This window comes from Methylobacterium sp. Ger2507, assembly GCF_055231875.1.
The window spans coordinates 25,486-47,777 of the sequence record NZ_JBUYVC010000003.1; the positions used below are offsets into that span (position 1 = coordinate 25,486).

Below are 22,292 nucleotides of genomic sequence, written 5' to 3' on the forward strand. Positions count from 1 at the left end.
CCTCACCCGAGCAATGCGCGATATCTGCTGCGCGTGATGAGTTGTAACTACCTGCGTCATGCTTTGCGTTTGGTGCTGGTTCATGGCGAGAAACGACCCAACCTTCATCCGCTGAGCGCAAATTAAGGCGGTTTTATTTTGTCACGGAAGCGTGATCTAAAGCATCTCCGGAAAATAATTAATAATCGAAACTTTTATATAATGAGGGACGTAGTGACCGTAGATGAAGAAATTTTTGAACTGTTTTGGGAGATCTGATGCGCATTCTGTGCCTCATCCTCTGCGCAACATTCGGACTTGGAAGCCCTGCCTTTAGTCAGGGAAAACGCCAGCCTCGTCCTGATTTACCCCCCACATCCAGTGCCACCAGCGACGAGAAAGCTGCTGAAATAAAGAAGGCGATTGAGCGTGGACAGGCACGGCAGCGAGCTACCGACGAACGCAACACGCGCATTTGGCGCCGGTGGGACTTCGCCGTCTGCATCGGCTGCGGACCAATGCCTAAAGGTTTTCGAACCGTCTACACCACACCAGCTCGGGTGCTGGCTGGCTTCATAGCGGCCGATGATGACGAGCGGCAACGCGGCCTCAGGCTTTAGGAGAGGCGATACCATTATCTGCGCCCCAGCGGCCCGGCCAGAGCGCTCGAACAACCGTCTTACTCAGCCGTTGGTCTGGAATAAAAACCGGAGAGGAAACGATGGCTGAGAATAAGCAAGACCCGCTGGACGTCCCGATGGATCAGGTGATCACGAGGGACGGGAGTAGCGATCCGAAGGGCTCCGAGCCCAAGGATGACGCCGCTGAGACCAAGAAGATCGCAGGCAGCCACACAGGGGAGACGGTAGATCCGGCTGAACGCTTCCCCGAAGAGCCCGAAGAACAGAACGACCTCGCCTGATACTGCCTGCGGGGCCCGGGCACCGTCGATGTACGCCGGGCCTATCGTTTCCCGGTGTACTCCTTGGATCACCCCAATCCGACGGGCTCCGGACACTTCTGCTCAAGGATGCGATCGAACTGCGTGCCGCTGCCGGCGAGATGAATGCATCGCCGGATCTCCCCGAGCTGTTCCGCCGGAGAGGCGCCCACGACCTGCGCCGCGGCCGTGACCTCCCGCAGAATGCACTCGAACGCAGCGCTGGTCATGCCCAGACTTACGGCGACCGCCTCAAGCCGATGGAGCTCGGCCGCTTCCTCGCTGAAGGTCATGCGGTTCCCTCCCAACCCCGTACAGCCGGACGATCCTGACGGACGTCCGTGAACGCCTTTGCCAGCACGGCTCGGCCATTCTGGTCGTAGACTTCGACCCACCAGTCCGACCAGTCCAGGTGCGTGCCGCGCGCCATCAGGTCGAGGGCGACCCGCTCCGCATGAAGGCGCATCAGCGCCAATGTCGGCAGCCGCCGACCGCGCAGATCGGCGACAAGATCGTGCCCATCCGTGCAGTGGAAGCGGTAAAGCCGCGTCGGCATTGGCGTTCTACCCCGCGCTCCACAGACGTCCACGGCGCCTTTCCATGGCTTGACCGTTTCGATTGAACCACGCCCGACGATGCGTTTTGTTCATGTTGTGTTCTAGCAGGAACCGAACGCGAGATGCAGGCCCAGCCCAACGAACCCTCTGTGGACATCCGCTTGACCGAAGCGGAGACGATCGCGCTTGCCTACCATCGCGCCACGCGCGGTGACGCTTGGGCTGCCCTCGTGCAGGCCGTCGAGGATGCGTTGGGCGATCTCGCCGAGGCCGAGCACCGGACTGTGCAGCAGCGCCGGCTCATCTCACGCGGCTACATCCGCGATGGTGCGATCTACCCGGACGACGGCCGATGAAGCCGCTGCAGGTCGCCGAGCTCGCACCCCATAGCGCCGGCACGGTCCGCATCCCGATCCAAGGCGCCGCGCTCTGCGCCGGCTTCCCGTCGCCGGCCGACGACTTCCTCGAAGGCTCGCTCGAGCTGCCGCGCTGGCTCGCGCCGAACCCGCCAGCGACCTTCGCCTGGAACATCTCCGGCGACAGCATGCGCGGGGCCGGCATCTTCGATCGGGATCTGGCGGTGGCCGATCGCAGCCTCAAGCCCGGCAACGGCAGCGTCGTCGTGGCGATCGTCGACGGCACCATGAGCCTGAAGCGCCTCGTCATCGAGGGCAACGTCGCGCGGCTTGCCTTCGACAATCCCGACCTGCCGGCCTTCGCGGTCGAGGATCTGATTGAAGGTGAGATCTGGGGCGTGGTGCGTTTCTCGATCCGCTGGCACGTGGCCCGCGGCGGACTGGTACGATGAGCCGAGCGATAGCGCTGATCGACGGCAACAGCTTCTACTGCTCGTGCGAGCGGGTGTTCGATCCCAAGCTCGCCCGCGTGCCAGTGATTGTGCTGTCCAACAACGACGGCTGCGCCATCGCCCGCACGGCCGAGGCCAAGGCGCTCGGTATCAAGATGGGCGATCCCTGGTTCAAGATCCGCCAGCAGTGCTTGCGCGACGGGGTTCGCGTCTTCTCCTCGAACTACACCCTCTACGGCGACATGAGCGCCCGTACGAACGCGGTCTACCGGGACTTCTCGCCGGCCGTGGAGATCTACTCCATCGATGAGAGCTTCCTGGACCTCTCGGACGTGCGCGATCGGGACCGGGTGACGCTCGCGCGGGATCTGCGCGCCACGGTGCGAGCCTGGACCGGCATTCCGACCTGCGTCGGTATCGGTCCGACGAAGACGCTAGCGAAACTCGCCAACCATATCGCCAAGACGATCCCGGATCTCGACGGGGTGTGCGACCTGACCGACCCGGTGGCCTATGACCACTGGCTCTGCCGGATCTCGGTGGCCGAGGTCTGGGGCATCGGCCGGGCCTCGCTGGCCAAGCTGATCGGCCTCGGCGTCGACACGGTTGCGGATCTGCGCGACCTCGATCCGCGTCCGGTGCGGAAGGCCATGACAGTGGTGGGCGAACGCATCATCTACGAGCTGCGCGGGCTCGCCTGCCTGTCGCTCGAACTCCTGCCGGCCCAGCGCAAGGGCTGCGCCGTGACCCGGTCGTTCTCCCGCCGCATCACCGAGCGTGAAACGCTTGAACAGGCGGTCGCCGCCCACGCGACGCGTCTCGGCGAGAAGCTGCGACGCGGGGGGCTCGGCACCACGCACGTGTCGGTCTTCTACCACACGAGCGAGCACGACCGAGGCGACCCGATGCGCTCAGTCTCGACGACGGTGACGCTGCCGGAGGCTACGAACGATACCCTGTCGCTGATCAAGGCGGCCCAGGCAGGCGTGGCCCGCACCTGGCGCGAGGCGCCTGGAGACCGTCCCTGGCGCTACAGCAAGGCCGGCGTGGTCACGACCGACCTGAAGCTCCTCGAGGATGCGCCGCGGGCGCTGATCGGTCAGCTCGACCGCGAGCGTAGCGCCCCGCTGATGGCGGCGATGGACGCCTGCAACGCGCGCTTCGGCCGGGGCGCCGTCGTGCCGGCCCGGGCAGGGCTCACAGAGAAGCGCACCTGGTCAACGAAGTTCGAGATGCGCAGCCCGCGCTACACCACGCAGGTGGGCGAGCTGCCGACGGCGCATGCTTGAAGCTGTGAAGCGTGCTGCCATGCCAAGTAAGGCAGGATCAAAGATCGGTCTCAAGGTGCTTCAGCTCGAACGACATTCGAGGACGAGGTGGGTTTCAGGCCGAGCGGCGGCGCATTCGGAAATCGAAAACATCCGAATGTAGTCAGTAGCCTACGCCTACGCTCCTGCACATAATTTTGCCCGACCTCGCTTAGCTCATAAACATTCAGCAATTCATTCCCGTTTTCCGCCCAAAATATGCGCGCTGTATTCAATTTTCATCGATCGATGATACCGCCAAAACAATGTATCGAAAAAATCAATGGCCAGACATAAAGTGGCCAAAGCCGATATGCCGATGGAGATTGGAATGAAGACAATTTTCTCGTTCAGTGTGGCATTGCTCATTGCTTGCGGAGCCTTCGGTATCGTCATGATCACGAAGCCTCCTGTTTCGGTGGCGCTACCCATTTCCAGCATTGATACCTACGCCCTAACGCTCAAATCAGATCCTGCCATGGCTGAGAGCTACGACTGTAATTAGCCAGGGATAAGCGTTTTTGGGCTGGGCTAGCAGGATCAAGCTCCGAGGAGCTAGATGCCCCGTGACGGCCCAGTTGGCATGAGCTTGGGTCGGATCCGTCCACAAGCCGTCCCTCGGGCCGCGGACTAGCTTCAGGGGTCGTCCTCTCGTGAGGCTTGTGAGTCCGCACCGCTCCAACGGTGCGTCCGCTTCTCACCGTCCGAACGACCATATCGGCGCTGCGCCGCTGGGCCGGCCTGGGGTGTCACGATAGAATGCTGTGTTCACGAACTGCATGCGCGTCTTGGCGATCGCCGACACACGCTCTGCGCCAAGCACCAGGGCACCGCAGAAGTCGGGGCGGATGGTGCCAGCTTCGGGATGCACCCCGAAGATCTCAAGTGTCGTCCAGCCGAGAGCGACCGCCTCATCCGCCCAGCGATTCAGGAAGTCAGCACACGCCTCGTACGCCCCTCCCCAGGATTGCAGGGTGTAGCCAGGGCATGGAACGACGCTGGGACGCAGATCCAGGAAGTCTTTGCGCCAGAGCGCGGGGTCGGCAGGGACGAGCTTTGGTTTCGCTGAGGCTGACATAGGGGCCGGCGGCTGTTGCGGGCCGGACGGGATAGGGGAGCGGCTGGGTCAATGCCAGTCGGGTCGAAGGAGTACGGGCTCAGGATGGGCGTCGGCTACAGGGTGCTCAGGCGTGCAGATCACCCGTTTTCCGTGATCCTGCGAGACTGATTGCGCTCCTCAGAGGACGATGAACCTCCCCGTAGGTGGGTCGCTCGTAGCCAGTGCGCGACTGAGCGTAGATGACTTCGCCCAGGGTGCCTGCCGTCTGCATCAGCAGGGCCGCCTCACACATGGCTGCGACACGAACCCCGAGCTCACGGGTGTGCATCCGGCCATAGAGGAAGACGGCCAGCTGGGCACGCGTGCGCTGAGAAATGCCTGCGACGAGGTTCGACAGCGTCTCAGCGTCGGCGCGGTAGAGCCGACCGAGCGTTTCAGCAGGAACCGGACAGCCATCCTCAAAGTCGCGGACGGTGATGAGATGAGCCTGGTTCACGGTCAATCCTGCCTGCTAAGTGCAGCAGGGTGGGCAGGATATGGTTAACCAAACGTGAGAGACCCTGCTGCCTGACAGGAGGGAATGGCAGCAGGGCTCTGTCTGCTCGTTACGAACGAGCCGATACGCAACTTGGCTCGCTGGCAGGATGGCTGAGACTGGTTAGCCGGATCTCACACGCCCCAAGGCAGCACGGGCTCAAATCGGGATTGTTGTCGGGCCAGACGGCCTATCCAATTGCCCGTTTCCCGTCCGGCCCCTTGGTCAAACTGGCCCACTTGGCGCGGGTTGAGGCGCAAAACCTTCATATCGCGTGTGCGCGCCCGGTACGCGCGTGCGTGGGGGCGGTAAACGGGCCGCCCGTGGCTCCCAGGAAGCCTAAGGATCTTGATGGGTGGTCGGTGCGATTTTCGGCTCTCGGCTGTCCTGGGGCATCCTGGGCGATCCTAGGGGGTATCTAGCGCCGCAGCCTGGCAACATCCGTCTATTCACACTGCCTCAAGCCATCGTCGCAAGCTCGCCGCCGCGATCCGACATAGGCAAGCCTGCCCCCGCCGCCCGATCTGCTCACGGGACCGGCGGGGTAGGATCGTCCATCTCACGCTGAGCCGGTACGCATTACAGTGGCTCGCCGGTAGGATGGCCGAGGCTGGTTAGCCGGATCTCACGCGCTCCAAGGCAGCACGGGCTCAAATCGAGATTGTTGTCGGGCCAGACGGCCTATCCAATCGCCCATTTCCATTCGGCCCCTTGGTCAAACTGGCCCATTTGGTGCAGGTTGAGGCGCAAAACCTTCGCAACGCGTGCGTGCGCCCGCGTACGGGTGCGCGTGGAGGCGGAAAACGGGACGCGCGCAGGGCCTTTAGGAAGCCTAGCGGTCTTGATGGGCAAGTCTGGTGGGATTTCCGAGCCTCGGCCGTCGTGGGGCATCCTAAGCGATTTAGAGGCTATCTAGCGCCGGGGCGCGGCAACCTCCGTGCATTCACCAGCCTCAAGCCATCGCCGCACTCCAACTGAAGTCGATCCGCTTCTGTGAAGCGTCAGGCTAAGTTCGCGGACGGCACAGCCTTGCCGCCAAATTCCGAGACCACCTGCCGTAGCTTCTCATCGTCGGTGACCAGCGTGGCATTCAGTTTCATCGCGGTCTCAGCGATCACGACGGAACTGCCGCAGCCGCTTCTCGATCAGCGGCGCGTAGGCCAGGACCCAGCGGTTCAGGGTGCTGTGATCGACCTCCAGGCCGCGCTCCTCAGAACAACTCCTCGATGTCGCGGTCGCTGAGCGGATAGCGCAGATACCAGGAGACGACCTGCACGATAAGCGACGCCTCGTCGTGCCGGCCCTTGAAGTCAGCCTTGGAGCGCTGCTTCAGCTTGGCGGCGATAGCGGACAGCATCATGGGCGGCCTCCGAAAACGGAGGCGCCATGCAGGCCGTAGGGTCAACGTCGGGTAAATGCCCGCGCGATCGCGTTTGCGACAGGCCCCCCGAAGGTAGCAAGGTCCAAAGCAAATTTGCAATGCTGCAATTTCACAGCGTTGTGAAATTATGATTTTTCGGCGTTAGCAATGATCTCGGCGATCGTTGGGTAGCTGTTCTTTTTCAGAACGTACTCAAGGCCTTGCACGAACAGATCGTGCTCTTTGACCCGCTTATGGTAGCTGATATCCCGCAGCACTTCCTTGACCGCCGGGTGGATGTAGAAGGGCGTCGGCTTGGGCTTAGCGGTCGACCTTGCCGGTCGGCCGACCTTCCGAGCTGGAGCGGCTTCCATGGTCTCAGGCGGCTCATCAGCGCTGGGTAGCATGGTGTCGGCGTCGAAGATCGAGGGTGCGCGGCGGCTCATGCCTTCGTCTCCTTGGATTGGGTGTCGAGCCACTTCCAGAGCTGCCGGATCTCGTCGGCGGCTTTGCTGTCAGGGGCGTACTCAGTGACGCCTTGGCCTGAGGCAAAGGCGTCCTGATAGTCGTTCCTGAGGAGAATTAGAGGCTCGGCCACGAAGCCGATCGACGCCAAGCCTGTGGCCGTGTCATTCGCCCGACCGTTGCGAGGGATGGGCGAGCACTGGTTCAGGACGAACGCGAACGGCTTCCCGCTGCGCATGATCGCCTGCACCGTCGCGCGTACCGCAAGCAGGTCGAGCCGCGTCGGCCGGATGGGCACTAGGCAGAACGTCGACGCCTCCATGGCTGCATGGGTCGTGGGCGTATCGGCGCCTGCCGTGTCCAAGATCGTCAGCGTGACACCCTTCCCACCAAGGCTATCGAGCATCGAGCCGATCTGGCCGATGCGCTCAAGCGGGAAGCGCTCAATCACTGGAAGGTGCTGATCCGGGATGGCTGCGGGGTCGGCCTTTTTCCGCATCTTACCCCATTCGACCATCGACCCCTGAGGATCGAGATCGAAGGCAGCGACCATCTCACCGCGCTGTTGGGCGGCGATGGCGAGCGACGTGGCGATGGTGGTCTTACCAGCCCCGCCCTTCTGAGTGACAAGCGTGATCGTTCTCATGCGCAGCTTCATAACGTCGAGGCATTAAGGCGTCATGAAACTGCAATATCGCAATTTTTTGAGGCTGCAACGTTATGACACCGTACCATTGCAAATTCGCAACGCTGTGAAACCCCATAAGTGGTAGAACCAAGGGCCTGATGGGGTGGACGGCCCCCGCTACGGCATCGCTGTGCCAAGATGAGGTCGTTGATCTCATCGACAGGAGCCGTCCACCTCATCAGGCCCCTGGGCAGGGCCGGAGGCCGTAACTAGCGAGGCGTTCACGCCGCGGCCGAACGCGAGTAGTTCCCGCCTAATACCTGAGGCTCCGCGAGCTGAATTTCCGGGCGGCCGTGGCGCAGGGGCTCGATGCCAGTAGCCTCAAAAGCCCGCCGCACCGCCGCCGGCTCCCGGCTCCCGGCTGATCGCCAGCAGGTAAGCCCGCGTTGAGGCGTCCGGCCGCGCCCGACCCTGTTCAAGGTCCCGCAGGGTCCCGATGGGGAACCCGTAGCGCGCGACGAACGCGGCCTGTGTGAGCTTCTGGCCGTCGCGGATCGCCCGCACGTCGACGTCGGTCGGGGTGTGCGTGTGGTACGTACTGGGTCGGCCTCGCCGCGAGCGATGGCGCCGGCCTCCTGGGCGGATTGGATGAGGTGCTTTCCGAATGCGGTCATCAGGCGGCCTGAGCCTGTTCGGGCACGGGCTCAATCCGCTCCAGATCCGGCCCGATCTCCGCAAGCAGGCTCTCGCTCTCGAAATGCGCCTGCAGGTTCGTCCAGAACTGGTGCGACGTGCGGAAGTACCGGGCCAGCCGCAGGGCGGTGTCCGTACTGACGCCGATCTCCTCCCTCACAATCCGCTCGATGCGGGAGCGCGGAAGGTCCAGGGCCTTCGCGACCGCGCCGGCAGTGAGGCCGAGCGGGGCCATGAATTCCTCGCGCAGGATCTCGCCAGGGTGAACCGGGGGCATGATCTCCATGTCCCCGGCACCATCGGCGGTGTCAAAGGTCTGGCGCAGGGCCTCGATGTTTCCGATCGTGTCAGACATTGGCGGTTGCCCTCCTTTGCGTCCGTCGCAAGATCCTAGTGGTAGTCCGTGAACTCGACCCGTTCCGGCCCGGCATCCGTCCAAGCGAAACAGAGCCGGAATTGGTCGTTGACCGCGATGGCGTGTTGTCCAGCCCGGTCGCGCCCCAGCGGATGAAGCCTGTTCGATGCCGGCACCTTGAGGTCATCCAGCGTTGTCGCCGAGTTGAGCACGGTGAGCTTCCGCCGAACGGTTTTGAAGAGGTCGGCCGGGAACCCCTTAGGGCAACGACCCCGGAACACCGCCTCCGTTATTCGATCATGGAAACTGCGGATCATCGGCCCGCCTGTGTTGCGTTCGATGACACATGTATCACCGAGCGCAACAATCCCGTCAATCCATTTGTATCACTCATTGCAACATTTCCTTCGTTCTCGTGAGCGGCAGCCCGGAAATGCCGGGCGTGTCGCAAAGATTTCTGCCACGGAAAATTCTGCTCTCAGCACGGTTGCACGGGTGGTTCCGAACCCATCAGACGGCTTCACCGACCTCGACGAGGCAGGTCATTAGGCGGTGAACAGGCACCGCAATGCCCTGATCAGAGAAGATTATTTTGGCTGCTGAATGTTTGCGACACGCCCAGCTTTTCTCGTTCCCGACCTGCGAAGCCAACGGCGTGGTCGGCCCGATCGACTCGACGCCGTGCCGGTGCTGCTGACGGCCCCAGAGGAGTGGAGCACTTGGCTTTCCGCACCCGTGAGATCCCGATGGAACTTCAGCGGCCCTTGCTGGATGCCAAGATGCGGATCGTAGCGACAGGATCTTCGGAAGATCCATCTTAGTAAGTAGACAGCCGGTGATTCATCTTCGCGGCTTACGATTTAATTAACTCATCGACCAAACAACGATTTCTGATCAAAAACAATCTGATCTACGCTGCGTTATCGGCTCGTATAGCTGCGAGAGACGACGATCTGCTCGCGATCCGCCTGTTGGTAGAAGTGAAAAACGACAATGATCCACCAGCTTGTTTACTACAGCCGCAACGTCGTCCTCGGGAATGATCGCGCGATGCTCACAAATTTGCGGGAGATCGTCTCAGCTTCACAGCGTAACAACAGCCGAGACGGAATCACCGGGTTTCTGATTTTCGACAAGACTTGGTTCATCCAGATCCTTGAGGGTAACCAATCTCAGGTGAGCACCACCTATACCCGTATTGCCCGTGACCCAAGGCATACAACTGCAACCATCATGGATGCGCGCAACGTTCAGAGCCGCTCGTTCCCCAACTGGACCATGGGCGGCGCAATGCGAACTCCGGAGGTGGAAGAGGTCTACCTACAGCACGGCATCGGCAGCGCGATCGAGCCGGCGCGTCTGAAGAGCGCCCAGATCATCAACCTCGCCCTGGATCTCCAGGCCTTCGATGCAGCCAAGCGTCAGGCGCAGCGTCTCGCCAGCTAACGGCAGCACGAGGCGACCCTGTCTATGACATGCAAACGGCGCAGGGCTTGAAAGCCTCTGCGCCGTTAGTTGGAGCCGTCGAAAGGGGGCAAGACGACGACCGTCGTTGTAATGCACCCAGTTACGCGGCGTGGATGTGCGGTCTGGCACGATTTAGTGGATGGGCTTACCGCGCAGGTGCGCCGTCTACGCCTCCCACTTCTCCGTGGTCGTGGCCGGTGATGGAATGACGAGCAGTTCCAACGCAGTTTGGCTCGCCCATCAGCGACCAATTGGCGCCAATTGAGCTTGGCATCTGGTACTTCCTCGTTCGCCAAGCTGCGAAAGGCGACCAGGCCCGTCGGCGCCCTAACCTGCTGCTATCTCTCGATACGCTCGGCGCGCTTGAGGAGGCTGGTGACCATCGTCATGGGCAGCGGCTCCTCGGTTGGGGGGCGACAATGCGCCAAGCAAAGAGATGCAAGCTTGGCTCGTCGGTTTCGGAAGCGTTGAGAGCAGCGAACTGCTGGGCATCGTCTCTATCGTCTTGGTGACGATCACTGTGCGTGGAGGGGCAGGGACCGTCTGGCTTGTGATGGGCCCTATCTTCCGCAGGCGAGCGGCTAGAGATGCAAAGCTCGTCATCGGGTTGCCTGCGGTTCGATAGGCAAGAGGCACTCTTTGAGGTTGGTCGCCTGGATGGCCCGCACATAAGCGTTGACTGCTTTGGAGATATCGGCAGCCTCGGCTGGAAAGAGATCGCCAGTGGGTACGGCCTGAAACAAGACGTTGGTAGCCCCCGAACGACCGGCCGCGGTCTCAATCGCGGGTGGCCCTGGTTGTCACCGTCGCTTTTGCCATCCTCATCGCTCGCCTCGGGACGATCAGCTGTAGCTGGGACAGCATTCGTGACAGCAGGTCCTGCGCCGTACGACGAGGTTGGGATCGAGGTGAACCGACGCTTGCTCGAGCCCCCACGCGCGTGGGGTTGTGAAGGCATCAAGGAGCGGTTCCCGCGGTCGGTTCCGCCTTTTGGATGCCAGCCGGGGCACATCTGACACAGAAGCATGATAGCAGAGCATGTTGGCCGCGTAGTTTTAGATCCCGCGGTGCCTGTGATCGGAACAGCCATGCGCGTCTTTCAACTTGCCTTTATCCTGTATCTCGGCGTCGGACTGCCCTGCACGGCGTTGGCTCAGCCTACGCCTTCGACCACAGCAACGGTCGCGGTCTTAGATCCTGCTACCTTGAAGGCAGCCCGGGAGGTCGTCACCCAGATGCAGGGGGATCGCACCGCGTTGCTCAGCGCGATTGCAGCGCCGATGGTCGGAATGATGCAGCAGATCGGTATCAAGCAGCAGGACCAGGCACAGGCCCTCGTGCAGGAGGTCGTGATGCCAACCCTAACCGCGCACTACGACGAGCTTCTCGATATCCAGGCCCGCAGTTTTGCCTCGGCGCTCGGAAAGGACGACCTGCAGGCGATCGCGGCGTTCTATGCGACCCCGGCTGGCAAGCGACTTGTCACGGCGCAGCCACAGCTCGCCCAGGCTCAACTGGCCGGGACGCAGCAGTGGATGCAGTCGGTGATGCCCGAGATGCAAGGCAAGCTGACCAAGGCGATCCAGGCTCACGGCTGGACGGCCGGCGGTCAAGCCAAGCCGCGCTGAGGCGGCGGAAGCCGATCGTCCGGATCACAGAGCGAGGGCACCATGGCGAACGACGATAGCGGCGCACAGGATCGGCGTGAGACGAAGGCCGCCAAGCATCTGGAAAGGGCTCGTGCAGGAGGCGAGGCGCGAGCCGATTACGATGCGACCCAGCAGGCCACGGAGGATAAGACACTCCGCCTCAAAGCGCTTCGGCTCGCCAAAGAGAAGGCTGATAAGAGCTCGTAGCCCATCGTGCATCCGTGAGCCGTTCTAACGTCGAATGGTCGGTTCACGGCAGCAGGTCTAATCAACGACACCAAGGCGCCGCACCGCACCAGCGCATGGACCTCTGATCGATCGAACCGGTCGTCTCCGGCTCACTCTGGTCCGAGGCAGTGAGGATCTTCTGACCTGTCTGGTTCGCATCGACGAGACGCGCTCCGACGAACCCGCCCAGGGTCAGTGCTGAGAGCCATAGGATCAGCCGGCTTGTTTTCTTCATGGAACGCTTGGTCATACGGCCGAAGGTGAGGCGTTCACAGTTATCAGAACCCTAACGAGGTCAACCTCGCTCCGTGCCGCCTTCGGTCGACCTCGCCGAGGCCAAGGGGTCACGCAAACGAAAGCGCCCCGAGGATTTCTCCTCGAGGCGCGTTACGACGAAAGCGGCCAGATGATCGGGGCTGGGGACGCTTAGGCCGAACCTAATAGTCCCGCAGGTCCTAGTACGAGCCGAACTTGTAGTTCAGGCCGGCGCGGACGACGGCGAACTCGGTGCCGCTGTTGCGGTTGGAGAAGCCGGGCTGGCGGTAGAGGACGTTGTTGGTGTCGTAGGCGTAGACGCCGGCGTTGCGGTTGTTGTTGTCGAGGTTCACGTACAGGCCTTCGACCTTGAGCGTGACGGCCGACGAACGGAAGAAGTTCAGGAACGAGTCGGTGGGGAGCGCGTACTCGATGCCACCACCAGCGGCCCAGCCGGTGCGGAAGTCGTCGTTGCCGCGGAAGCCGCCGAACGAACGCTCGTTGCTGCCGGCGCCGTAGGCGAAGCCGCCGGTGCCGTACACCAGGGTGCGGTCGAAGGCGTAGCCGAGGCGGCCGCGGACGGTGCCGAAGTAGTCGAGGCTAGCGGTGCCGCGCGGATCGACGAAGGTGACGCCGGGGACGGCGGTGAAGCCGGGGGTCAGGATCGAGTTGTTGCGGCTGCGGCCGAAGTCGACGTACTGGGCGTCAGCTTCGATACCGACGACCACGCCCGAACCCGGGGTGAACTGGTAGTTGTAGCCGATCTGACCGCCGCCCGTGAAACCCTCGTTGGAGTTGTTCGAGTAGGCGACCTGCGACGGGCCACCGGCGCCGACGAGGCCGTTCGGGCCACGCACGAGGTTCGGGAACACGTTGTTGTAGACGTTGGTGTCGCGGCTGGAGGCGTCGAAGCCGTAACCGGCGTTGAAACCAGCGTAGAAGCCGGTCCAGGTGAACACCGGCACCGGCACGAACACCGGGGGAGCCGCGCGGCGCGGAAGGTCGGCTGCAGAGGCGGCGCCGGCGAGAAGAGCCGTAGCAGCGCTGGCGAGGATGAGCTTCTTGATCATGGTCTGTCTGCCGGGGAAATCAGATGCGCACTCTCGGTGCGGTGTGATCGGAACTTACCGACAAGGTAGACCTCACCACTAGTGCAGGCGTGCAACACCTAGAACAGATTGATGAAGCTCTCGATCGCCAAAGAATGCGTTAGGTTTTTACTTACCATATTTATTCTGGGTCGCAATAACTCACGAATAACGACTTGGTTCCAAAAAAACAGCCTGCAAGGCATGAAGCCGCAGGCTGTCAGTTCGTATTGATCTATCCGAGGACCAGAAAGGACAGATCTGTCGACAGACAGCATCCTCCTGCAAATTTCCGCAAGCCGAAAGAAGCGGCATTGCTCAGCTACGAATGATGGGAGCGCTGATCCTGTACCCGATACTTTCAGCCAGCTAAGGCCTGCAGCTCTGGTACTCCGTCGTGGAGCACGTAACCGCGGCCCCAGACGGTCTCAATGTAGTTCTTGCCGCCTGAAGCGTTCGCCAGCTTCTTGCGTAGCTTGCAGATGAACACGTCGATGATTTTCAGCTCGGGCTCGTCCATGCCGCCGTAGAGGTGGTTGAGGAACATTTCCTTGGTCAGCGTCGTGCCCTTCCGCAGAGCCAGAAGCTCCAGGATCTGGTACTCCTTGCCTGTGAGATGCACGCGGTGACCCGCAATGATGGCCGTCTTCTCGTCGAGGTTCACGGCAAGATCGCCGGTGGTGATCACCGACTGGGCGTGACCCTTCGAGCGACGCACGATTGCCTGAATGCGCGCGACGAGCTCGTCCTTGTGGAAGGGCTTGGTCAGGTAGTCGTCGGCGCCAAAGCCGAGACCCTTCACTTTGTCCTCGATACCGGCCATGCCCGACAGGATCAGAATGGGGGTCTTGATCTTCGAGGCACGCAAGGATCGCAGCACCTCGTAGCCTGAGATATCGGGCAGCGTCAGATCCAATAGGATGATGTCGTAGTCGTAGAGCTTGCCGAGATCGATCCCCTCCTCACCCAGATCCGTGGTGTAGGTGTTGAAGCTCTCGGATTTGAGCATCAGCTCGATGCTCGCGGAGACGGAGGCATCGTCCTCGATCAGCAGCACGCGCATAGCCAGGATTCTCCAAAAGTTGAGGCATCCTGAACGGGCATTGGCAACAAACCGTTAAGGTTCAGCCGAGGCTCATCGTAGCAACGGTCGTGAGCACAGGAAAAGGAGCTTGTCGCAAACCGTGCCGTGAGCCGCAGCAGAGGCCGGATTTGCCGCGTTTTCGGGTTTTGTTAACCGTCTGAAGTCCAAAGCAGACCCGAGGGGCCTTTCGCAAACGCGAGTGTGCGGGCGTTTACCCGACGTTGACCCTACGGCCTGCATGGCGCCTCCGTTTTCGAAGGCCGCCCATGATGCTGTCCGCTATCGCCGCCAAGCTGAAGCAGCGCTCCAAGGCTGACTTCAAGGGCCGGCACCACGAGGCGGCCCTGATCGTGCAGGCCGTCTCCTGGTATCTACGCTATCCGCTGAGCGACCGCGACATCGAGGAGTTGTTCTGAGGAGCGTGGCCTGGAGATCGATCACAGCACCCTGAACCGCTGGGTCGTGGCCTACGCGCCGCTGATCGAGAAGCGGTTGCCGCAGTTCCGCAGACCGCACTGCGGCTCGGTCCGGATCGACGAAACGGACATCAAGGTGCGCGGTGAGTGGCGCTACCTCTACCGGGCCGTCGATAAGCACGGCAATCCGGTCGACGTCCTGCTGACCGCCAATCGCGATCTCGATGCGGCCAAGCGCTTCTTTCGCAAGATGCTTTCGTCCGAGCCGTTGCTCGCCCCAGACCGCATCGGCACGAATGGCGCCGGCACCGACCCGCCGGCCATCGCCGAGAGCCGGAAGGCGGGCCTGCTGCCGGGAACGCCGATCCACTCCGTCACCAAGCATCTGCAGCAGGGGATCGAGAGCGACCACTTCAGAGTGAAGCGGCCGATGCCGCGGGTGGGCGGCTTCCGCTCGTTCAACACGGCGCGGCGCACGATCCAGGGCTTCAAGGCCATGCTCTGGCTGCGCAAGGGCTTCGGCTTTGCCGGCGCATGGACCGTGCGCGAGCAGAACCGATTGCTCGCGGTCTGCTTCGGACTTCCACAGGCGAACAAAGCCTGAAAATGGGGAGGCAGAGGCCTTTCTACGCCCCATACCCAAGCTTGCAACAGGCCCGCTAAATCACGCCCAAGCCCGTCAGCAGCCCGCTAATGCCATTGAGAACGGTCTTTTGGGCCGACCATATCGACGTGGGCTTCAATCGCGGCTTTAACCTTGGAAAGCCCGGCTTCGGCGATGTCAGCGTAAGGGCAGAGCTTCGCCATGTCCCGCGCCCGCCGCCGCGCTGTGTGGGGCTTTGCGACAAGGCCCACGGCTACGGCGTCGAAGTACATTTTCCACTCGTCGCGGCTGTACGCATCCAACGTGGTCGCCCCCATCACGTCATGTGATCCCAAAGCCGCCTCCTAGCCGACGAGTGCTAACAAAATCGCGATCCCAGCCATAACCGCGCCTATGCGAACGGGGGGCGGGGGTCGCAAGGTGCGACTTCATTGCCTCAAATGTCGACCCTGATTATGTGCCCGCAGCCTTATCTGGTAACGACTGGTCATGCCTTCTTCAAAAAGCCAATCCCACCCCTTCAGCGTTCATCTCGCAAATTCCAAGGATGGAACTGACCGCTTCATCTGGCTCATCAATCAAAAAGGTGGTCCACGAAGGTTCTCTGGCAGCAGCTTTGCAACGTTTGAAGAAGCGCGTGTCGCGGTCAAAACCAAACTAGCAAGCTTAGTCATTGAGTGGCTTGCTGCTCAAACGTAAATAAACTGAAGACTGCCGAGTTTTGCGCTTTGTAGCTGCTTAACATTCTTACTTGGCGAGCCCTATCAGGGCTTCCGCGCGCTTCACCTCGATCTCGATGAACGCGATAGGGTGATCGGATCCATTCATCACATCGTGTCGAATGCCGGCAGGTCGGCTGTAGGCTTGTCCTGCTGCCAACGAGGTGTCAGTGACCTGATCTCCGTCGTGAACCCTCAGTATGCCAGCCATCAGCATCACGACGAAATAGGGCCATCCGTGCTCATGCCACCCGGTGACCGCACCAGGCTCGAAGTCCCAGCGTGTAATCCGTAGGGTTGCATCGTCCTGTTGGATAGTAGCCACGGCGGGGATTGTGCACGCGAAGGCCATGAGTGCTCCTTCCTGAGCCTGGATGGTCCCGAGGACGCCCTGGCTTTTGCAAGCTGTAGGCCAGCTTGGCGACGATAATGTGGGCTCAGCTAAGTCATAGCGCAGGGAAGTCCTGCGCGTTCAGAAACGAAGCTTCCATCTCACCCAATTTCTGGGCTTCAGCCTCAGTTTTATAAGAGTCCGGCGCGTGGATTTTGTGTGCGCAATCGGACGAGAGAAGTAGCCACCTGTAGCGATCTTCGTTCAGTGAACAGCGCCGCGTTACGACTCGGTAAGTTGGCTTTATTTGTTCCAGCATGTCGTTGCCATGTCATGCAGGCACGGCGTAACCAAGGCCGGGTGAACCCTGCGTCACTTCCCGCCCCTGCACATCCCAGCTTGTGATCTGCATCCCAAAAGGGACCCACCGGCTTCGTTTTGGATCAGGCGCTTAGCGTGCCGATCGGCGTCTAAATTGCATTCTGGATCACACACGTGGCTTCTCCCAAGATCCCGGCGGCTACCCTGGACCGCCTCGCCAAGCTCCTGCCCCACCTTGCCAGCGAGCATGATGGAGAGGTGGTCGCGACGGCTCGTGCCATCGGTCGGACACTCACCGTAGCGGGGTTGGACTGGCACGATCTCGCAGGGGCTATCCAAGCTCCGCTTCTTGAGGCCACCATGTCGGCTGCGCCAAAACGCTCCTCGTCGTCCGCCTTCAGAGACATCGACCCTTCCGCATCTTGCAGCCGGCCGGGGATGCGCCTGTGGGATACACAGCGTGTTGAGCCCTGGAGCCGGGCCGCCGGCTACACTCTCACCCTCGACTGGACGATCCCAAAGGCGTTCGGAGGTCGCTTCCTGACCAAGGCCGAGCGGGTTCGCCTCAAGGCGTTCGAGCGCTCCGTCCGTGTCACCAACGCAGATGCAGTTTGGATCGAGGAGGTCGTCGCTCTCGCGCACAAAGCCGCTGTAACATGGCGCGCCAGGGGGAAAGCAGCATGAGCCCAGACACGAAAACGGCGAGGCTTTCGCCCCGCCGCCGGTCGTCTCAAAGGTGTGAAGGCTTAGCGCCGGGGGCCACCTGCGGTTTGGCCGTACTGCTGAACCACAAAGTTCGGCTGACTGGCGTTGCCTTCCTGGGCGCTGTCGTGGCCACGACCATAACCGATAGAGCCGGTGGTGATGTCGTCGTAGCTGCGGCCCTCAAGGCCACCAGGGGCCGTCACGGCAGGGATGCCAGCGGGAGCGGTGTAGCTCTGGGCCAAAGCGGGCGAAGCAATCGCGCTCACGCTCAGGACGACAGCAGCAACAGCAGAAGCAATACGAGTGTTCATGGCACAATCCACTTGGGTTTGCGCGGTCTCCGTCGAAAGGCGGCTGGCCGTGACTTGTTCAGTGACCTTGATCTAGGCCTGTCTCAGTCGGAATGACGTGCCGTTTCGCACTCATGCATCAAACCAAGATTTCGAGTGGAGGAGCACGACCCATGATCCGACCGCGAACGACCGTACTCATCTCCGCGGCGCCTCTTGGACCCGAAGCAGCGCCTGCCCTGCCGTGACGGCAGGCCATCGTGCCGATCGCGGAAGCCATGCAGAGCCTCGTTGCAGCCGTTGAGGAACAGTCGACTGCTGGCCCGGCCGTGAAGGCCTTTCAGGCCGCGATCCGTCGCAACGCCGAGGAGGCTGCAGAGGCCGGTGGGCGCGAGGCTATGGAAGCCGCTCCTGATGGCGCGGAGCGGCGCGAGAATATCATCGACAAGGCATAGGCAGGCTTGAACGGCTGGCTGTCAGGGGCGCGCCAGCCGTGACGTCCTCAGTAGCCGTCGTAGAACCGCCGAGGGCGATCGTACTCATAGCTGCCGCGGCGGCCATAACTGTCTCCGTAGCCGTAGGGCCGTCCCTCGTAGAACCGGCGTGGTCCACCATAGCCGCCATAGCCGTAGCCGCGGTCATTCGGACGGCAGCGGCCCCATGGATTGGGATGGAAGCCAGGGCCGCAGCCTCCAGCGACGAACTCGACCACAGTATCACCGCGGCCTTGTTCGAAGGGATCGAACGAGAGGTCGGCGGCCTTGGCCGACGTCGCTAAGCCGAGCCCAGCAACCAGCACAGCAGCTATTCTCAGCACCTTCACGCGCGTCATGACCTGAACCCTGTTGGCGTCCGATCTCAGCCTCAGCTGACCGGAGAAACCATAGGCTGCGCCCCAACCGCTGAACCGATACTGACAGAAGCGCGGCCATTCCGTTCAGGCAGCCTCAGACCCATGATCCCGAGGTGCTCTGCGTTGAACCCGACTGAGCGCGCCGCCTACAACGCCTGCATCAGTCCAGGCAGCTCATCACCGCGGCAAGCCTATCCATTCGGGCCTCTTGCCGTCCTGCCACCAGCAGCCGAAGGTCAGGCCATCGCCCAGGCAAGTACCAAGATACCACCTAGAAACATCCCGTAGGTGGCCACGACCGCGGCGACCTCGCGGTGATGGCGTAAGACGGAGCGAGTGAGTGACATTGGATGGGACCAGGAACAGGCGTGCGGCGTCTTTTTGATCGGCCAACTGTGCCAATGTGAGGGCCTCTAGCGCCTCAATGCACGAGAAACGTCCGCTGTATCGTGGCGGTCACATAAGTGGTTCGACTTGCGGCTTTCGCCGGACCGTCAAGATTTCGGATCTCTGGCGGTTGGGTTCTTATCGAGCGCCTGGATCACTGATTGCTCCGGCTACCGCAGCGGTCAGAGCTGCGGTCATCATGCCGATGAAGGTCACCGTGATCATGTCTCAGGCCCTTTGGAAGTGTGGCTCGGGCGCACCAGAGCGGTTGAATTTCGATATGCCTACCAATTCGTTTACGGGTGGTTAACCCTTACACGCAGCAGAAGACCCGCCGTGGCGGTGGCCGGGCGGGTCTCAAAGTCGGATCAGTGCGGCTGGGCCCTTACAGGCTCAGGAAAGCGTGAGCCGAGCCGACGATGGTGAAAGCAAGGCCTCCGGCAAAGGCTGCGATCATCGCGTAGGAAAAGCCTTTCAGCAGCATGGGGCGATCCTCGTGCTCCCCGATCAGCAGCGGTTTCCGCCGGAGGTCTGACCATATTGCTGGGTGGGGAAATTCTGCTGGTTGGCATTGCCCTCAGCAGCCGAACTCATCGGGCAGCCGAGATAGGCCGGGGGACGGCGCACCTCGTTGACCGAGCCCGTGGTCTCGACATCGTAGGGTGCGAACGCCGTGTAGCGGGAGGGGCTGTCGTAAGCCATCGCGGACGAGATCGGAGCAACGCCAAGGACAAGCGCGGTGGCGAGGGCGGCGATACGGGTCTTCATTGTGGCTTATCAACTCCATTACAGGACGAACCAAGTCGTTGGCCCGTTTCTCTCTGTCTGAAGCTAAGATGGGGTGTCATTCTCATTCTTGACGTGCCGCTCAGCACGTGGTGAGCCGGATTAACGCCGAGGTCCGACCAGGAGAACCTCAAAAGCGCGGATAGGGACCACCGAAAAGATCCCCCAAAGCTTTGCGCCTGAACAAGGTATACCAGCGTCGGCGCTGATGTTCCGGTCGATCGTGGTTCATGTGGCAGCGCTGACAAAAGGCGGCGAGGTTCTTGGGTCCGTTGTTGGCCGTGTCATGGTCGCGGTGCCCGGTTGCCAGGACCACGCGCGTGGTCCGGACACGCCCGAGGATGTCGTCGGCTCCGATCGCCAGACAGATGAAGTGCCCGGTCCCATCGCGCCAGGAGACAACCTCTGCGTCCCACCAGCGACCGTCGCCGAGATGGAATACGGTCTGCCCATGTGGGCGGGCACAGACCTCGCAGCGCCCCTTCGCCCGCTGGAAGCGGATCACGGCCGAGAGCTGGGGCCAGTCGATGGGGTAGAAGAAGCGGTGCTCGCGCCGGATCGGCATGCGCGTCAGTCCCGCTGTGCTGCTGCAGCTGCGGCGGCTTGGCTGCGAGCTCTCGCCTGGGGGAAGTAGCTGTAGAAGGTGTCCCGGCTCACCCCAAGGCGCTTGGCGATGGTCGCGACCGAGATCGTGCCCGAGTGCAACAGGGCGCGACCCACCTCGATGTCGGCTTCCGTGAGCTTCTTGGGCCGTCCTCCTTTGCGACCGCGCGCCAGGGCCGCCTTCAGGCCCTCCATCGTCCGCTCGCGGTTGAGGTCGAGGAAGTACTCGGCCATGGCGCCGTGCATCTGCAGGGCAAAGCGTCCATGCGCCGTGTCGCTGTCGAACTGCTCGGTAAGGGAGCGGAAGTGGACCTCTTTCACGCGAAGCGAGTCGATGGTGCGCATCATCTCGACGAGCGAGCGACCGAGCCGGTCGAGCTTCCAGACCACCAGCACGTCGGTCGGCCGGAGATAGGCGAGTGCTGCCTCGAACTCGGGACGCTTGGTCCCGGCCTTGCCGGACTTCTTCTCCTCGAACAGGCGTTCGCACCCAGCCTTGGTCAGCGCATCACGCTGCAGGTCGAGGTTCTGATCGAGGGTGGAGACGCGGGCATATCCGACGAGCATGTCGGGATAGTGATTCAAGCACGTTTAATCCGCAATAGAAATCCGGTCATATATTCCCGACACGACCCTGCTTGCATGGGGCCAATGTCTGGGTATCGGTTTTGCAATGTCGGGAAAACGGTCGGATACCCGACACTGCCTAGCTATGCACTTCGCGCAGGCGTAGCCTTTGCGAGGCATGCCGGCGAATAGCAGTTCCGAATGACCGGGCAGGGTGGGAAGCGGTAGTTCGCTTTCGCGAGATGAACGTCCGGACTGCGGGTTGAAGCGGACGATCCGGGTTGTGATAAAGGTTGGCGGGGTCGCGATGCTCGATCCTCTAGGCCTATCTCGTCTGAGCGGGAAGAGACGCCATAAGGGCGGACTTGAGCCCGTCGATGAACCGACGCACACGCGCCGGCATGTGCTGCCGGGTTGGGAGCACGGCCCAGATGGCCAGATGCTCCGGCTCGGCATCGTCAAGGCCGATGGTCCTGAGAGCGCCGTTGGCTAGGTCCTGCGCCACATCCCAATAAGTCAGCAACGCAAGCCCGGCCCCGGCGAGGCACGCGGCGTGCACCGTATCGACGCTGCTGGCGGCCAGCCTGCCCTTGATGCGCTTGGCGACCGGATGCCCGGCCTGGTGGAACGTCCAGGCGTCCATCGCATGCAGCGTTAGGCAGGCGTGTACGCCGAGGTCGGCGAGCCGTTCCGGGTATCCATGCGCCGCCAGGTAGCTCGGTGCGGCACACAGGATGCGCGGATTGTCCGCCAGTTGCACGGCGATCAGCTCGGAGGCTGGCAGGGTCGCCACCCGCAGCGCCACGTCGATCCCGGCGGCCACGATGTCCACGATCCCGTCCGAGAAGGTGAGGTCCACCTTGAGGTGTGGGTTCTCGGCCATCAGCCGGACGACCAGGGGAACGACGAGAGCCCGGCCTATGCGGTGGGGCGCGGTCACACGTAGGACCCCGCTCAACCCCTCGTGCTGTTCGGAGAAGGCCATGGTCGCAGCCTCCCGCGCCTCCAGCATCGTCTGCGCGAGCGGTAGGAACGTCTCGCCGTCCGCGGTTAAAGCTACGGAGCGCGTGGTGCGGTGGAAGAGGCGCACCCCAAGCTCCTGTTCCAGCGCTGCCAGACGCCGGCTGACCGCCATCGGTGGCAGGCCAACCTGTCGTCCGGCGGCCGAGAGGCTGCCGGTCGTGACGATGGCGCAGAACAGGGTCACATCCGAAAGGTTCATCAGCGTATCACTGGGCGATAAAATCCTTAT

30 protein-coding genes and 2 pseudogenes are annotated in these 22,292 nt (G+C 62.0%); 12 read left to right on the plus strand and 20 right to left on the minus strand.

From position 1 onward, the window contains the following. Window positions 1-257 precede the first annotated feature (257 nt). The gene (locus tag ACV7NL_RS24435; protein WP_463357353.1) at window positions 258-599 is read left to right on the plus strand and encodes a hypothetical protein; all 342 of its coding nucleotides are present in this window, start codon (window positions 258-260) and stop codon (window positions 597-599) included. Between the two features lie 101 nt (window positions 600-700). After that, window positions 701-901: a hypothetical protein gene (locus tag ACV7NL_RS24440; RefSeq protein WP_463357354.1), complete on the plus strand. Its 201-nt coding sequence runs from the start codon at window positions 701-703 to the stop codon at window positions 899-901. Between the two features lie 68 nt (window positions 902-969). Here the strand turns inward: ACV7NL_RS24440 and ACV7NL_RS24445 are convergent, their stop codons facing one another. Together ACV7NL_RS24445 and ACV7NL_RS24450 are read right to left on the minus strand one after the other, a co-directional pair. After that, window positions 970-1,212: a hypothetical protein gene (locus ACV7NL_RS24445; RefSeq protein WP_056482934.1), complete on the minus strand. Its 243-nt coding sequence runs from the start codon at window positions 1,210-1,212 to the stop codon at window positions 970-972. Beyond that, window positions 1,209-1,475: a DUF6894 family protein gene (locus ACV7NL_RS24450; RefSeq protein WP_463357355.1), complete on the minus strand. Its 267-nt coding sequence runs from the start codon at window positions 1,473-1,475 to the stop codon at window positions 1,209-1,211. Before ACV7NL_RS24450 ends, ACV7NL_RS24445 begins: the two co-directional genes overlap by 4 nt. A 123-nt stretch (window positions 1,476-1,598) precedes the next feature. Here ACV7NL_RS24450 and ACV7NL_RS24455 point away from each other — a divergent pair, with 123 nt between their 5' ends. The 3 genes from ACV7NL_RS24455 to ACV7NL_RS24465 are packed head-to-tail and all read left to right on the plus strand — an operon-like array spanning window position 1,599 to window position 3,573. Continuing rightward, on the plus strand, window positions 1,599-1,832 hold the full coding sequence (locus tag ACV7NL_RS24455; RefSeq protein ID WP_463357356.1) for a hypothetical protein: 234 nt from the start codon (window positions 1,599-1,601) through the stop codon (window positions 1,830-1,832). Beyond that, window positions 1,829-2,284: a LexA family protein gene (locus tag ACV7NL_RS24460; protein WP_463357357.1), complete on the plus strand. Its 456-nt coding sequence runs from the start codon at window positions 1,829-1,831 to the stop codon at window positions 2,282-2,284. The genes ACV7NL_RS24455 and ACV7NL_RS24460 overlap by 4 nt, the downstream gene beginning before the upstream one ends. Continuing rightward, window positions 2,281-3,573 carry a Y-family DNA polymerase gene (locus ACV7NL_RS24465; protein ID WP_463357358.1) on the plus strand — a complete coding sequence of 431 codons (1,293 nt, stop codon included), beginning with the start codon at window positions 2,281-2,283 and terminating at the stop codon, window positions 3,571-3,573. Before ACV7NL_RS24460 ends, ACV7NL_RS24465 begins: the two co-directional genes overlap by 4 nt. A 213-nt stretch (window positions 3,574-3,786) precedes the next feature. On the opposite strand, the gene ACV7NL_RS24470 is transcribed toward ACV7NL_RS24465, so the two are convergent. From ACV7NL_RS24470 to ACV7NL_RS24505, 8 genes and pseudogenes are all read right to left on the minus strand, one after another. Continuing rightward, on the minus strand, window positions 3,787-4,023 hold the full coding sequence (locus ACV7NL_RS24470) for a hypothetical protein (protein ID WP_463357359.1): 237 nt from the start codon (window positions 4,021-4,023) through the stop codon (window positions 3,787-3,789). Window positions 4,024-4,775: 752 nt separating this feature from the next. Continuing rightward, window positions 4,776-5,147, minus strand: a complete 372-nt coding sequence (locus tag ACV7NL_RS24475) for a hypothetical protein (RefSeq protein ID WP_463357360.1) — start codon at window positions 5,145-5,147, stop codon at window positions 4,776-4,778. 1,155 nt (window positions 5,148-6,302) lie between these two features. After that, window positions 6,303-6,546: pseudogene (locus ACV7NL_RS24480) on the minus strand (IS6 family transposase); the annotation flags it as partial. Between the two features lie 146 nt (window positions 6,547-6,692). Continuing rightward, window positions 6,693-6,992 carry a hypothetical protein gene (locus ACV7NL_RS24485; RefSeq protein ID WP_463357361.1) on the minus strand — a complete coding sequence of 100 codons (300 nt, stop codon included), beginning with the start codon at window positions 6,990-6,992 and terminating at the stop codon, window positions 6,693-6,695. Further along, complete coding sequence (locus ACV7NL_RS24490) at window positions 6,989-7,657, minus strand: ParA family protein (protein WP_056482978.1); 669 nt, start codon at window positions 7,655-7,657, stop codon at window positions 6,989-6,991. The genes ACV7NL_RS24485 and ACV7NL_RS24490 overlap by 4 nt, the downstream gene beginning before the upstream one ends. Window positions 7,658-8,020: 363 nt before the next feature. Continuing rightward, window positions 8,021-8,203 carry a helix-turn-helix domain-containing protein gene (locus ACV7NL_RS24495; protein ID WP_463357362.1) on the minus strand — a complete coding sequence of 61 codons (183 nt, stop codon included), beginning with the start codon at window positions 8,201-8,203 and terminating at the stop codon, window positions 8,021-8,023. Window positions 8,204-8,312: 109 nt separating this feature from the next. Then, on the minus strand, window positions 8,313-8,687 hold the full coding sequence (locus tag ACV7NL_RS24500; RefSeq protein WP_463357363.1) for a HigA family addiction module antitoxin: 375 nt from the start codon (window positions 8,685-8,687) through the stop codon (window positions 8,313-8,315). A 35-nt stretch (window positions 8,688-8,722) separates the two neighbouring features. Continuing rightward, window positions 8,723-9,004 (minus strand): type II toxin-antitoxin system RelE/ParE family toxin, encoded by a 282-nt coding sequence (locus tag ACV7NL_RS24505; RefSeq protein ID WP_056187258.1) that lies wholly within the window; start codon window positions 9,002-9,004, stop codon window positions 8,723-8,725. Between the two features lie 676 nt (window positions 9,005-9,680). Between ACV7NL_RS24505 and ACV7NL_RS24510 the strand changes: the two genes are divergently transcribed. The 3 genes from ACV7NL_RS24510 to ACV7NL_RS24520 all read left to right on the plus strand — a co-directional run bounded on the left by ACV7NL_RS24510 (window position 9,681) and on the right by ACV7NL_RS24520 (window position 12,010). Then, complete coding sequence (locus ACV7NL_RS24510) at window positions 9,681-10,133, plus strand: BLUF domain-containing protein (RefSeq protein WP_463357364.1); 453 nt, start codon at window positions 9,681-9,683, stop codon at window positions 10,131-10,133. A gap of 1,109 nt (window positions 10,134-11,242) precedes the next feature. Further along, window positions 11,243-11,782 (plus strand): DUF2059 domain-containing protein, encoded by a 540-nt coding sequence (locus ACV7NL_RS24515; RefSeq protein ID WP_463357365.1) that lies wholly within the window; start codon window positions 11,243-11,245, stop codon window positions 11,780-11,782. A 42-nt stretch (window positions 11,783-11,824) separates the two neighbouring features. Then, window positions 11,825-12,010 (plus strand): hypothetical protein, encoded by a 186-nt coding sequence (locus tag ACV7NL_RS24520; RefSeq protein ID WP_156376075.1) that lies wholly within the window; start codon window positions 11,825-11,827, stop codon window positions 12,008-12,010. 476 nt (window positions 12,011-12,486) lie between these two features. Here ACV7NL_RS24520 and ACV7NL_RS24525 read toward each other — a convergent pair whose 3' ends face one another. Beyond that, the gene (locus tag ACV7NL_RS24525; protein ID WP_463357366.1) at window positions 12,487-13,356 is read right to left on the minus strand and encodes an outer membrane protein; all 870 of its coding nucleotides are present in this window, start codon (window positions 13,354-13,356) and stop codon (window positions 12,487-12,489) included. A gap of 379 nt (window positions 13,357-13,735) precedes the next feature. Further along, the gene (gene ctrA, locus ACV7NL_RS24530; protein WP_463357367.1) at window positions 13,736-14,437 is read right to left on the minus strand and encodes a response regulator transcription factor CtrA; all 702 of its coding nucleotides are present in this window, start codon (window positions 14,435-14,437) and stop codon (window positions 13,736-13,738) included. A gap of 287 nt (window positions 14,438-14,724) precedes the next feature. On the opposite strand from ctrA, the pseudogene ACV7NL_RS24535 reads away from it, so the two are divergent. Next, a pseudogene (locus ACV7NL_RS24535) lies at window positions 14,725-15,478 on the plus strand (IS6 family transposase). A gap of 86 nt (window positions 15,479-15,564) precedes the next feature. Here ACV7NL_RS24535 and ACV7NL_RS24540 read toward each other — a convergent pair. Then, window positions 15,565-15,798 carry a hypothetical protein gene (locus ACV7NL_RS24540; protein ID WP_156376096.1) on the minus strand — a complete coding sequence of 78 codons (234 nt, stop codon included), beginning with the start codon at window positions 15,796-15,798 and terminating at the stop codon, window positions 15,565-15,567. 169 nt (window positions 15,799-15,967) lie between these two features. On the opposite strand from ACV7NL_RS24540, the gene ACV7NL_RS24545 reads away from it, so the two are divergent. Beyond that, window positions 15,968-16,177, plus strand: coding sequence for a hypothetical protein (locus ACV7NL_RS24545; protein ID WP_463357368.1), 210 nt, complete (start codon window positions 15,968-15,970; stop codon window positions 16,175-16,177). Window positions 16,178-16,225: 48 nt separating this feature from the next. On the opposite strand, the gene ACV7NL_RS24550 is transcribed toward ACV7NL_RS24545, so the two are convergent. Further along, window positions 16,226-16,549, minus strand: coding sequence for a cupin domain-containing protein (locus tag ACV7NL_RS24550; protein WP_056483252.1), 324 nt, complete (start codon window positions 16,547-16,549; stop codon window positions 16,226-16,228). 474 nt (window positions 16,550-17,023) lie between these two features. Between ACV7NL_RS24550 and ACV7NL_RS24555 the strand changes: the two genes are divergently transcribed. Beyond that, window positions 17,024-17,533 carry a hypothetical protein gene (locus tag ACV7NL_RS24555; RefSeq protein ID WP_056483249.1) on the plus strand — a complete coding sequence of 170 codons (510 nt, stop codon included), beginning with the start codon at window positions 17,024-17,026 and terminating at the stop codon, window positions 17,531-17,533. Window positions 17,534-17,595: 62 nt separating this feature from the next. Here ACV7NL_RS24555 and ACV7NL_RS24560 read toward each other — a convergent pair whose 3' ends face one another. Continuing rightward, the gene (locus tag ACV7NL_RS24560) at window positions 17,596-17,865 is read right to left on the minus strand and encodes a hypothetical protein (RefSeq protein WP_082503868.1); all 270 of its coding nucleotides are present in this window, start codon (window positions 17,863-17,865) and stop codon (window positions 17,596-17,598) included. A 257-nt stretch (window positions 17,866-18,122) separates the two neighbouring features. Here ACV7NL_RS24560 and ACV7NL_RS24565 point away from each other — a divergent pair, with 257 nt between their 5' ends. After that, window positions 18,123-18,299 carry a hypothetical protein gene (locus ACV7NL_RS24565; protein WP_156634264.1) on the plus strand — a complete coding sequence of 59 codons (177 nt, stop codon included), beginning with the start codon at window positions 18,123-18,125 and terminating at the stop codon, window positions 18,297-18,299. Window positions 18,300-18,346: 47 nt separating this feature from the next. On the opposite strand, the gene ACV7NL_RS24570 is transcribed toward ACV7NL_RS24565, so the two are convergent. From ACV7NL_RS24570 to ACV7NL_RS24590, 5 genes are all read right to left on the minus strand, one after another. Continuing rightward, window positions 18,347-18,676, minus strand: coding sequence for a GCG_CRPN prefix-to-repeats domain-containing protein (locus tag ACV7NL_RS24570; RefSeq protein WP_463357369.1), 330 nt, complete (start codon window positions 18,674-18,676; stop codon window positions 18,347-18,349). 915 nt (window positions 18,677-19,591) lie between these two features. Beyond that, the gene (locus tag ACV7NL_RS24575) at window positions 19,592-19,852 is read right to left on the minus strand and encodes a hypothetical protein (RefSeq protein WP_056188208.1); all 261 of its coding nucleotides are present in this window, start codon (window positions 19,850-19,852) and stop codon (window positions 19,592-19,594) included. A gap of 148 nt (window positions 19,853-20,000) precedes the next feature. Then, entirely contained in the window at window positions 20,001-20,435 is a 435-nt protein-coding gene (locus tag ACV7NL_RS24580; RefSeq protein WP_056188205.1) for a hypothetical protein, read from the minus strand. A gap of 5 nt (window positions 20,436-20,440) precedes the next feature. After that, a complete protein-coding gene (locus ACV7NL_RS24585) occupies window positions 20,441-21,040 on the minus strand; it encodes a recombinase family protein (protein WP_463357379.1) in 600 nt (199 codons plus the stop codon). Window positions 21,041-21,365: 325 nt separating this feature from the next. Continuing rightward, window positions 21,366-22,262, minus strand: a complete 897-nt coding sequence (locus tag ACV7NL_RS24590; protein ID WP_463357370.1) for a LysR family transcriptional regulator — start codon at window positions 22,260-22,262, stop codon at window positions 21,366-21,368. Window positions 22,263-22,292: the final 30 nt, after the last annotated feature.

Coding starts and splice junctions, on each gene's coding strand:
- ACV7NL_RS24435 (WP_463357353.1), top strand. CDS start 258: ATGCGCATTCTGTGCCTCATCCTCTGCGCAACATTCGGACTTGGAAGC.
- ACV7NL_RS24440 (WP_463357354.1), top strand. CDS start 701: ATGGCTGAGAATAAGCAAGACCCGCTGGACGTCCCGATGGATCAGGTG.
- ACV7NL_RS24445 (WP_056482934.1), bottom strand. CDS start 1,212: ATGACCTTCAGCGAGGAAGCGGCCGAGCTCCATCGGCTTGAGGCGGTC.
- ACV7NL_RS24450 (WP_463357355.1), bottom strand. CDS start 1,475: ATGCCGACGCGGCTTTACCGCTTCCACTGCACGGATGGGCACGATCTT.
- ACV7NL_RS24455 (WP_463357356.1), top strand. CDS start 1,599: ATGCAGGCCCAGCCCAACGAACCCTCTGTGGACATCCGCTTGACCGAA.
- ACV7NL_RS24460 (WP_463357357.1), top strand. CDS start 1,829: ATGAAGCCGCTGCAGGTCGCCGAGCTCGCACCCCATAGCGCCGGCACG.
- ACV7NL_RS24465 (WP_463357358.1), top strand. CDS start 2,281: ATGAGCCGAGCGATAGCGCTGATCGACGGCAACAGCTTCTACTGCTCG.
- ACV7NL_RS24470 (WP_463357359.1), bottom strand. CDS start 4,023: ATGGGTAGCGCCACCGAAACAGGAGGCTTCGTGATCATGACGATACCG.
- ACV7NL_RS24485 (WP_463357361.1), bottom strand. CDS start 6,992: ATGAGCCGCCGCGCACCCTCGATCTTCGACGCCGACACCATGCTACCC.
- ACV7NL_RS24490 (WP_056482978.1), bottom strand. CDS start 7,657: ATGAGAACGATCACGCTTGTCACTCAGAAGGGCGGGGCTGGTAAGACC.
- ACV7NL_RS24500 (WP_463357363.1), bottom strand. CDS start 8,687: ATGTCTGACACGATCGGAAACATCGAGGCCCTGCGCCAGACCTTTGAC.
- ACV7NL_RS24505 (WP_056187258.1), bottom strand. CDS start 9,004: ATGATCCGCAGTTTCCATGATCGAATAACGGAGGCGGTGTTCCGGGGT.
- ACV7NL_RS24510 (WP_463357364.1), top strand. CDS start 9,681: ATGATCCACCAGCTTGTTTACTACAGCCGCAACGTCGTCCTCGGGAAT.
- ACV7NL_RS24515 (WP_463357365.1), top strand. CDS start 11,243: ATGCGCGTCTTTCAACTTGCCTTTATCCTGTATCTCGGCGTCGGACTG.
- ACV7NL_RS24520 (WP_156376075.1), top strand. CDS start 11,825: ATGGCGAACGACGATAGCGGCGCACAGGATCGGCGTGAGACGAAGGCC.
- ACV7NL_RS24525 (WP_463357366.1), bottom strand. CDS start 13,356: ATGATCAAGAAGCTCATCCTCGCCAGCGCTGCTACGGCTCTTCTCGCC.
- ctrA (WP_463357367.1), bottom strand. CDS start 14,437: ATGCGCGTGCTGCTGATCGAGGACGATGCCTCCGTCTCCGCGAGCATC.
- ACV7NL_RS24545 (WP_463357368.1), top strand. CDS start 15,968: ATGCCTTCTTCAAAAAGCCAATCCCACCCCTTCAGCGTTCATCTCGCA.
- ACV7NL_RS24550 (WP_056483252.1), bottom strand. CDS start 16,549: ATGGCCTTCGCGTGCACAATCCCCGCCGTGGCTACTATCCAACAGGAC.
- ACV7NL_RS24560 (WP_082503868.1), bottom strand. CDS start 17,865: ATGAACACTCGTATTGCTTCTGCTGTTGCTGCTGTCGTCCTGAGCGTG.
- ACV7NL_RS24565 (WP_156634264.1), top strand. CDS start 18,123: ATGCAGAGCCTCGTTGCAGCCGTTGAGGAACAGTCGACTGCTGGCCCG.
- ACV7NL_RS24570 (WP_463357369.1), bottom strand. CDS start 18,676: ATGACGCGCGTGAAGGTGCTGAGAATAGCTGCTGTGCTGGTTGCTGGG.
- ACV7NL_RS24575 (WP_056188208.1), bottom strand. CDS start 19,852: ATGAAGACCCGTATCGCCGCCCTCGCCACCGCGCTTGTCCTTGGCGTT.
- ACV7NL_RS24580 (WP_056188205.1), bottom strand. CDS start 20,435: ATGCCGATCCGGCGCGAGCACCGCTTCTTCTACCCCATCGACTGGCCC.
- ACV7NL_RS24585 (WP_463357379.1), bottom strand. CDS start 21,040: ATGCTCGTCGGATATGCCCGCGTCTCCACCCTCGATCAGAACCTCGAC.
- ACV7NL_RS24590 (WP_463357370.1), bottom strand. CDS start 22,262: ATGAACCTTTCGGATGTGACCCTGTTCTGCGCCATCGTCACGACCGGC.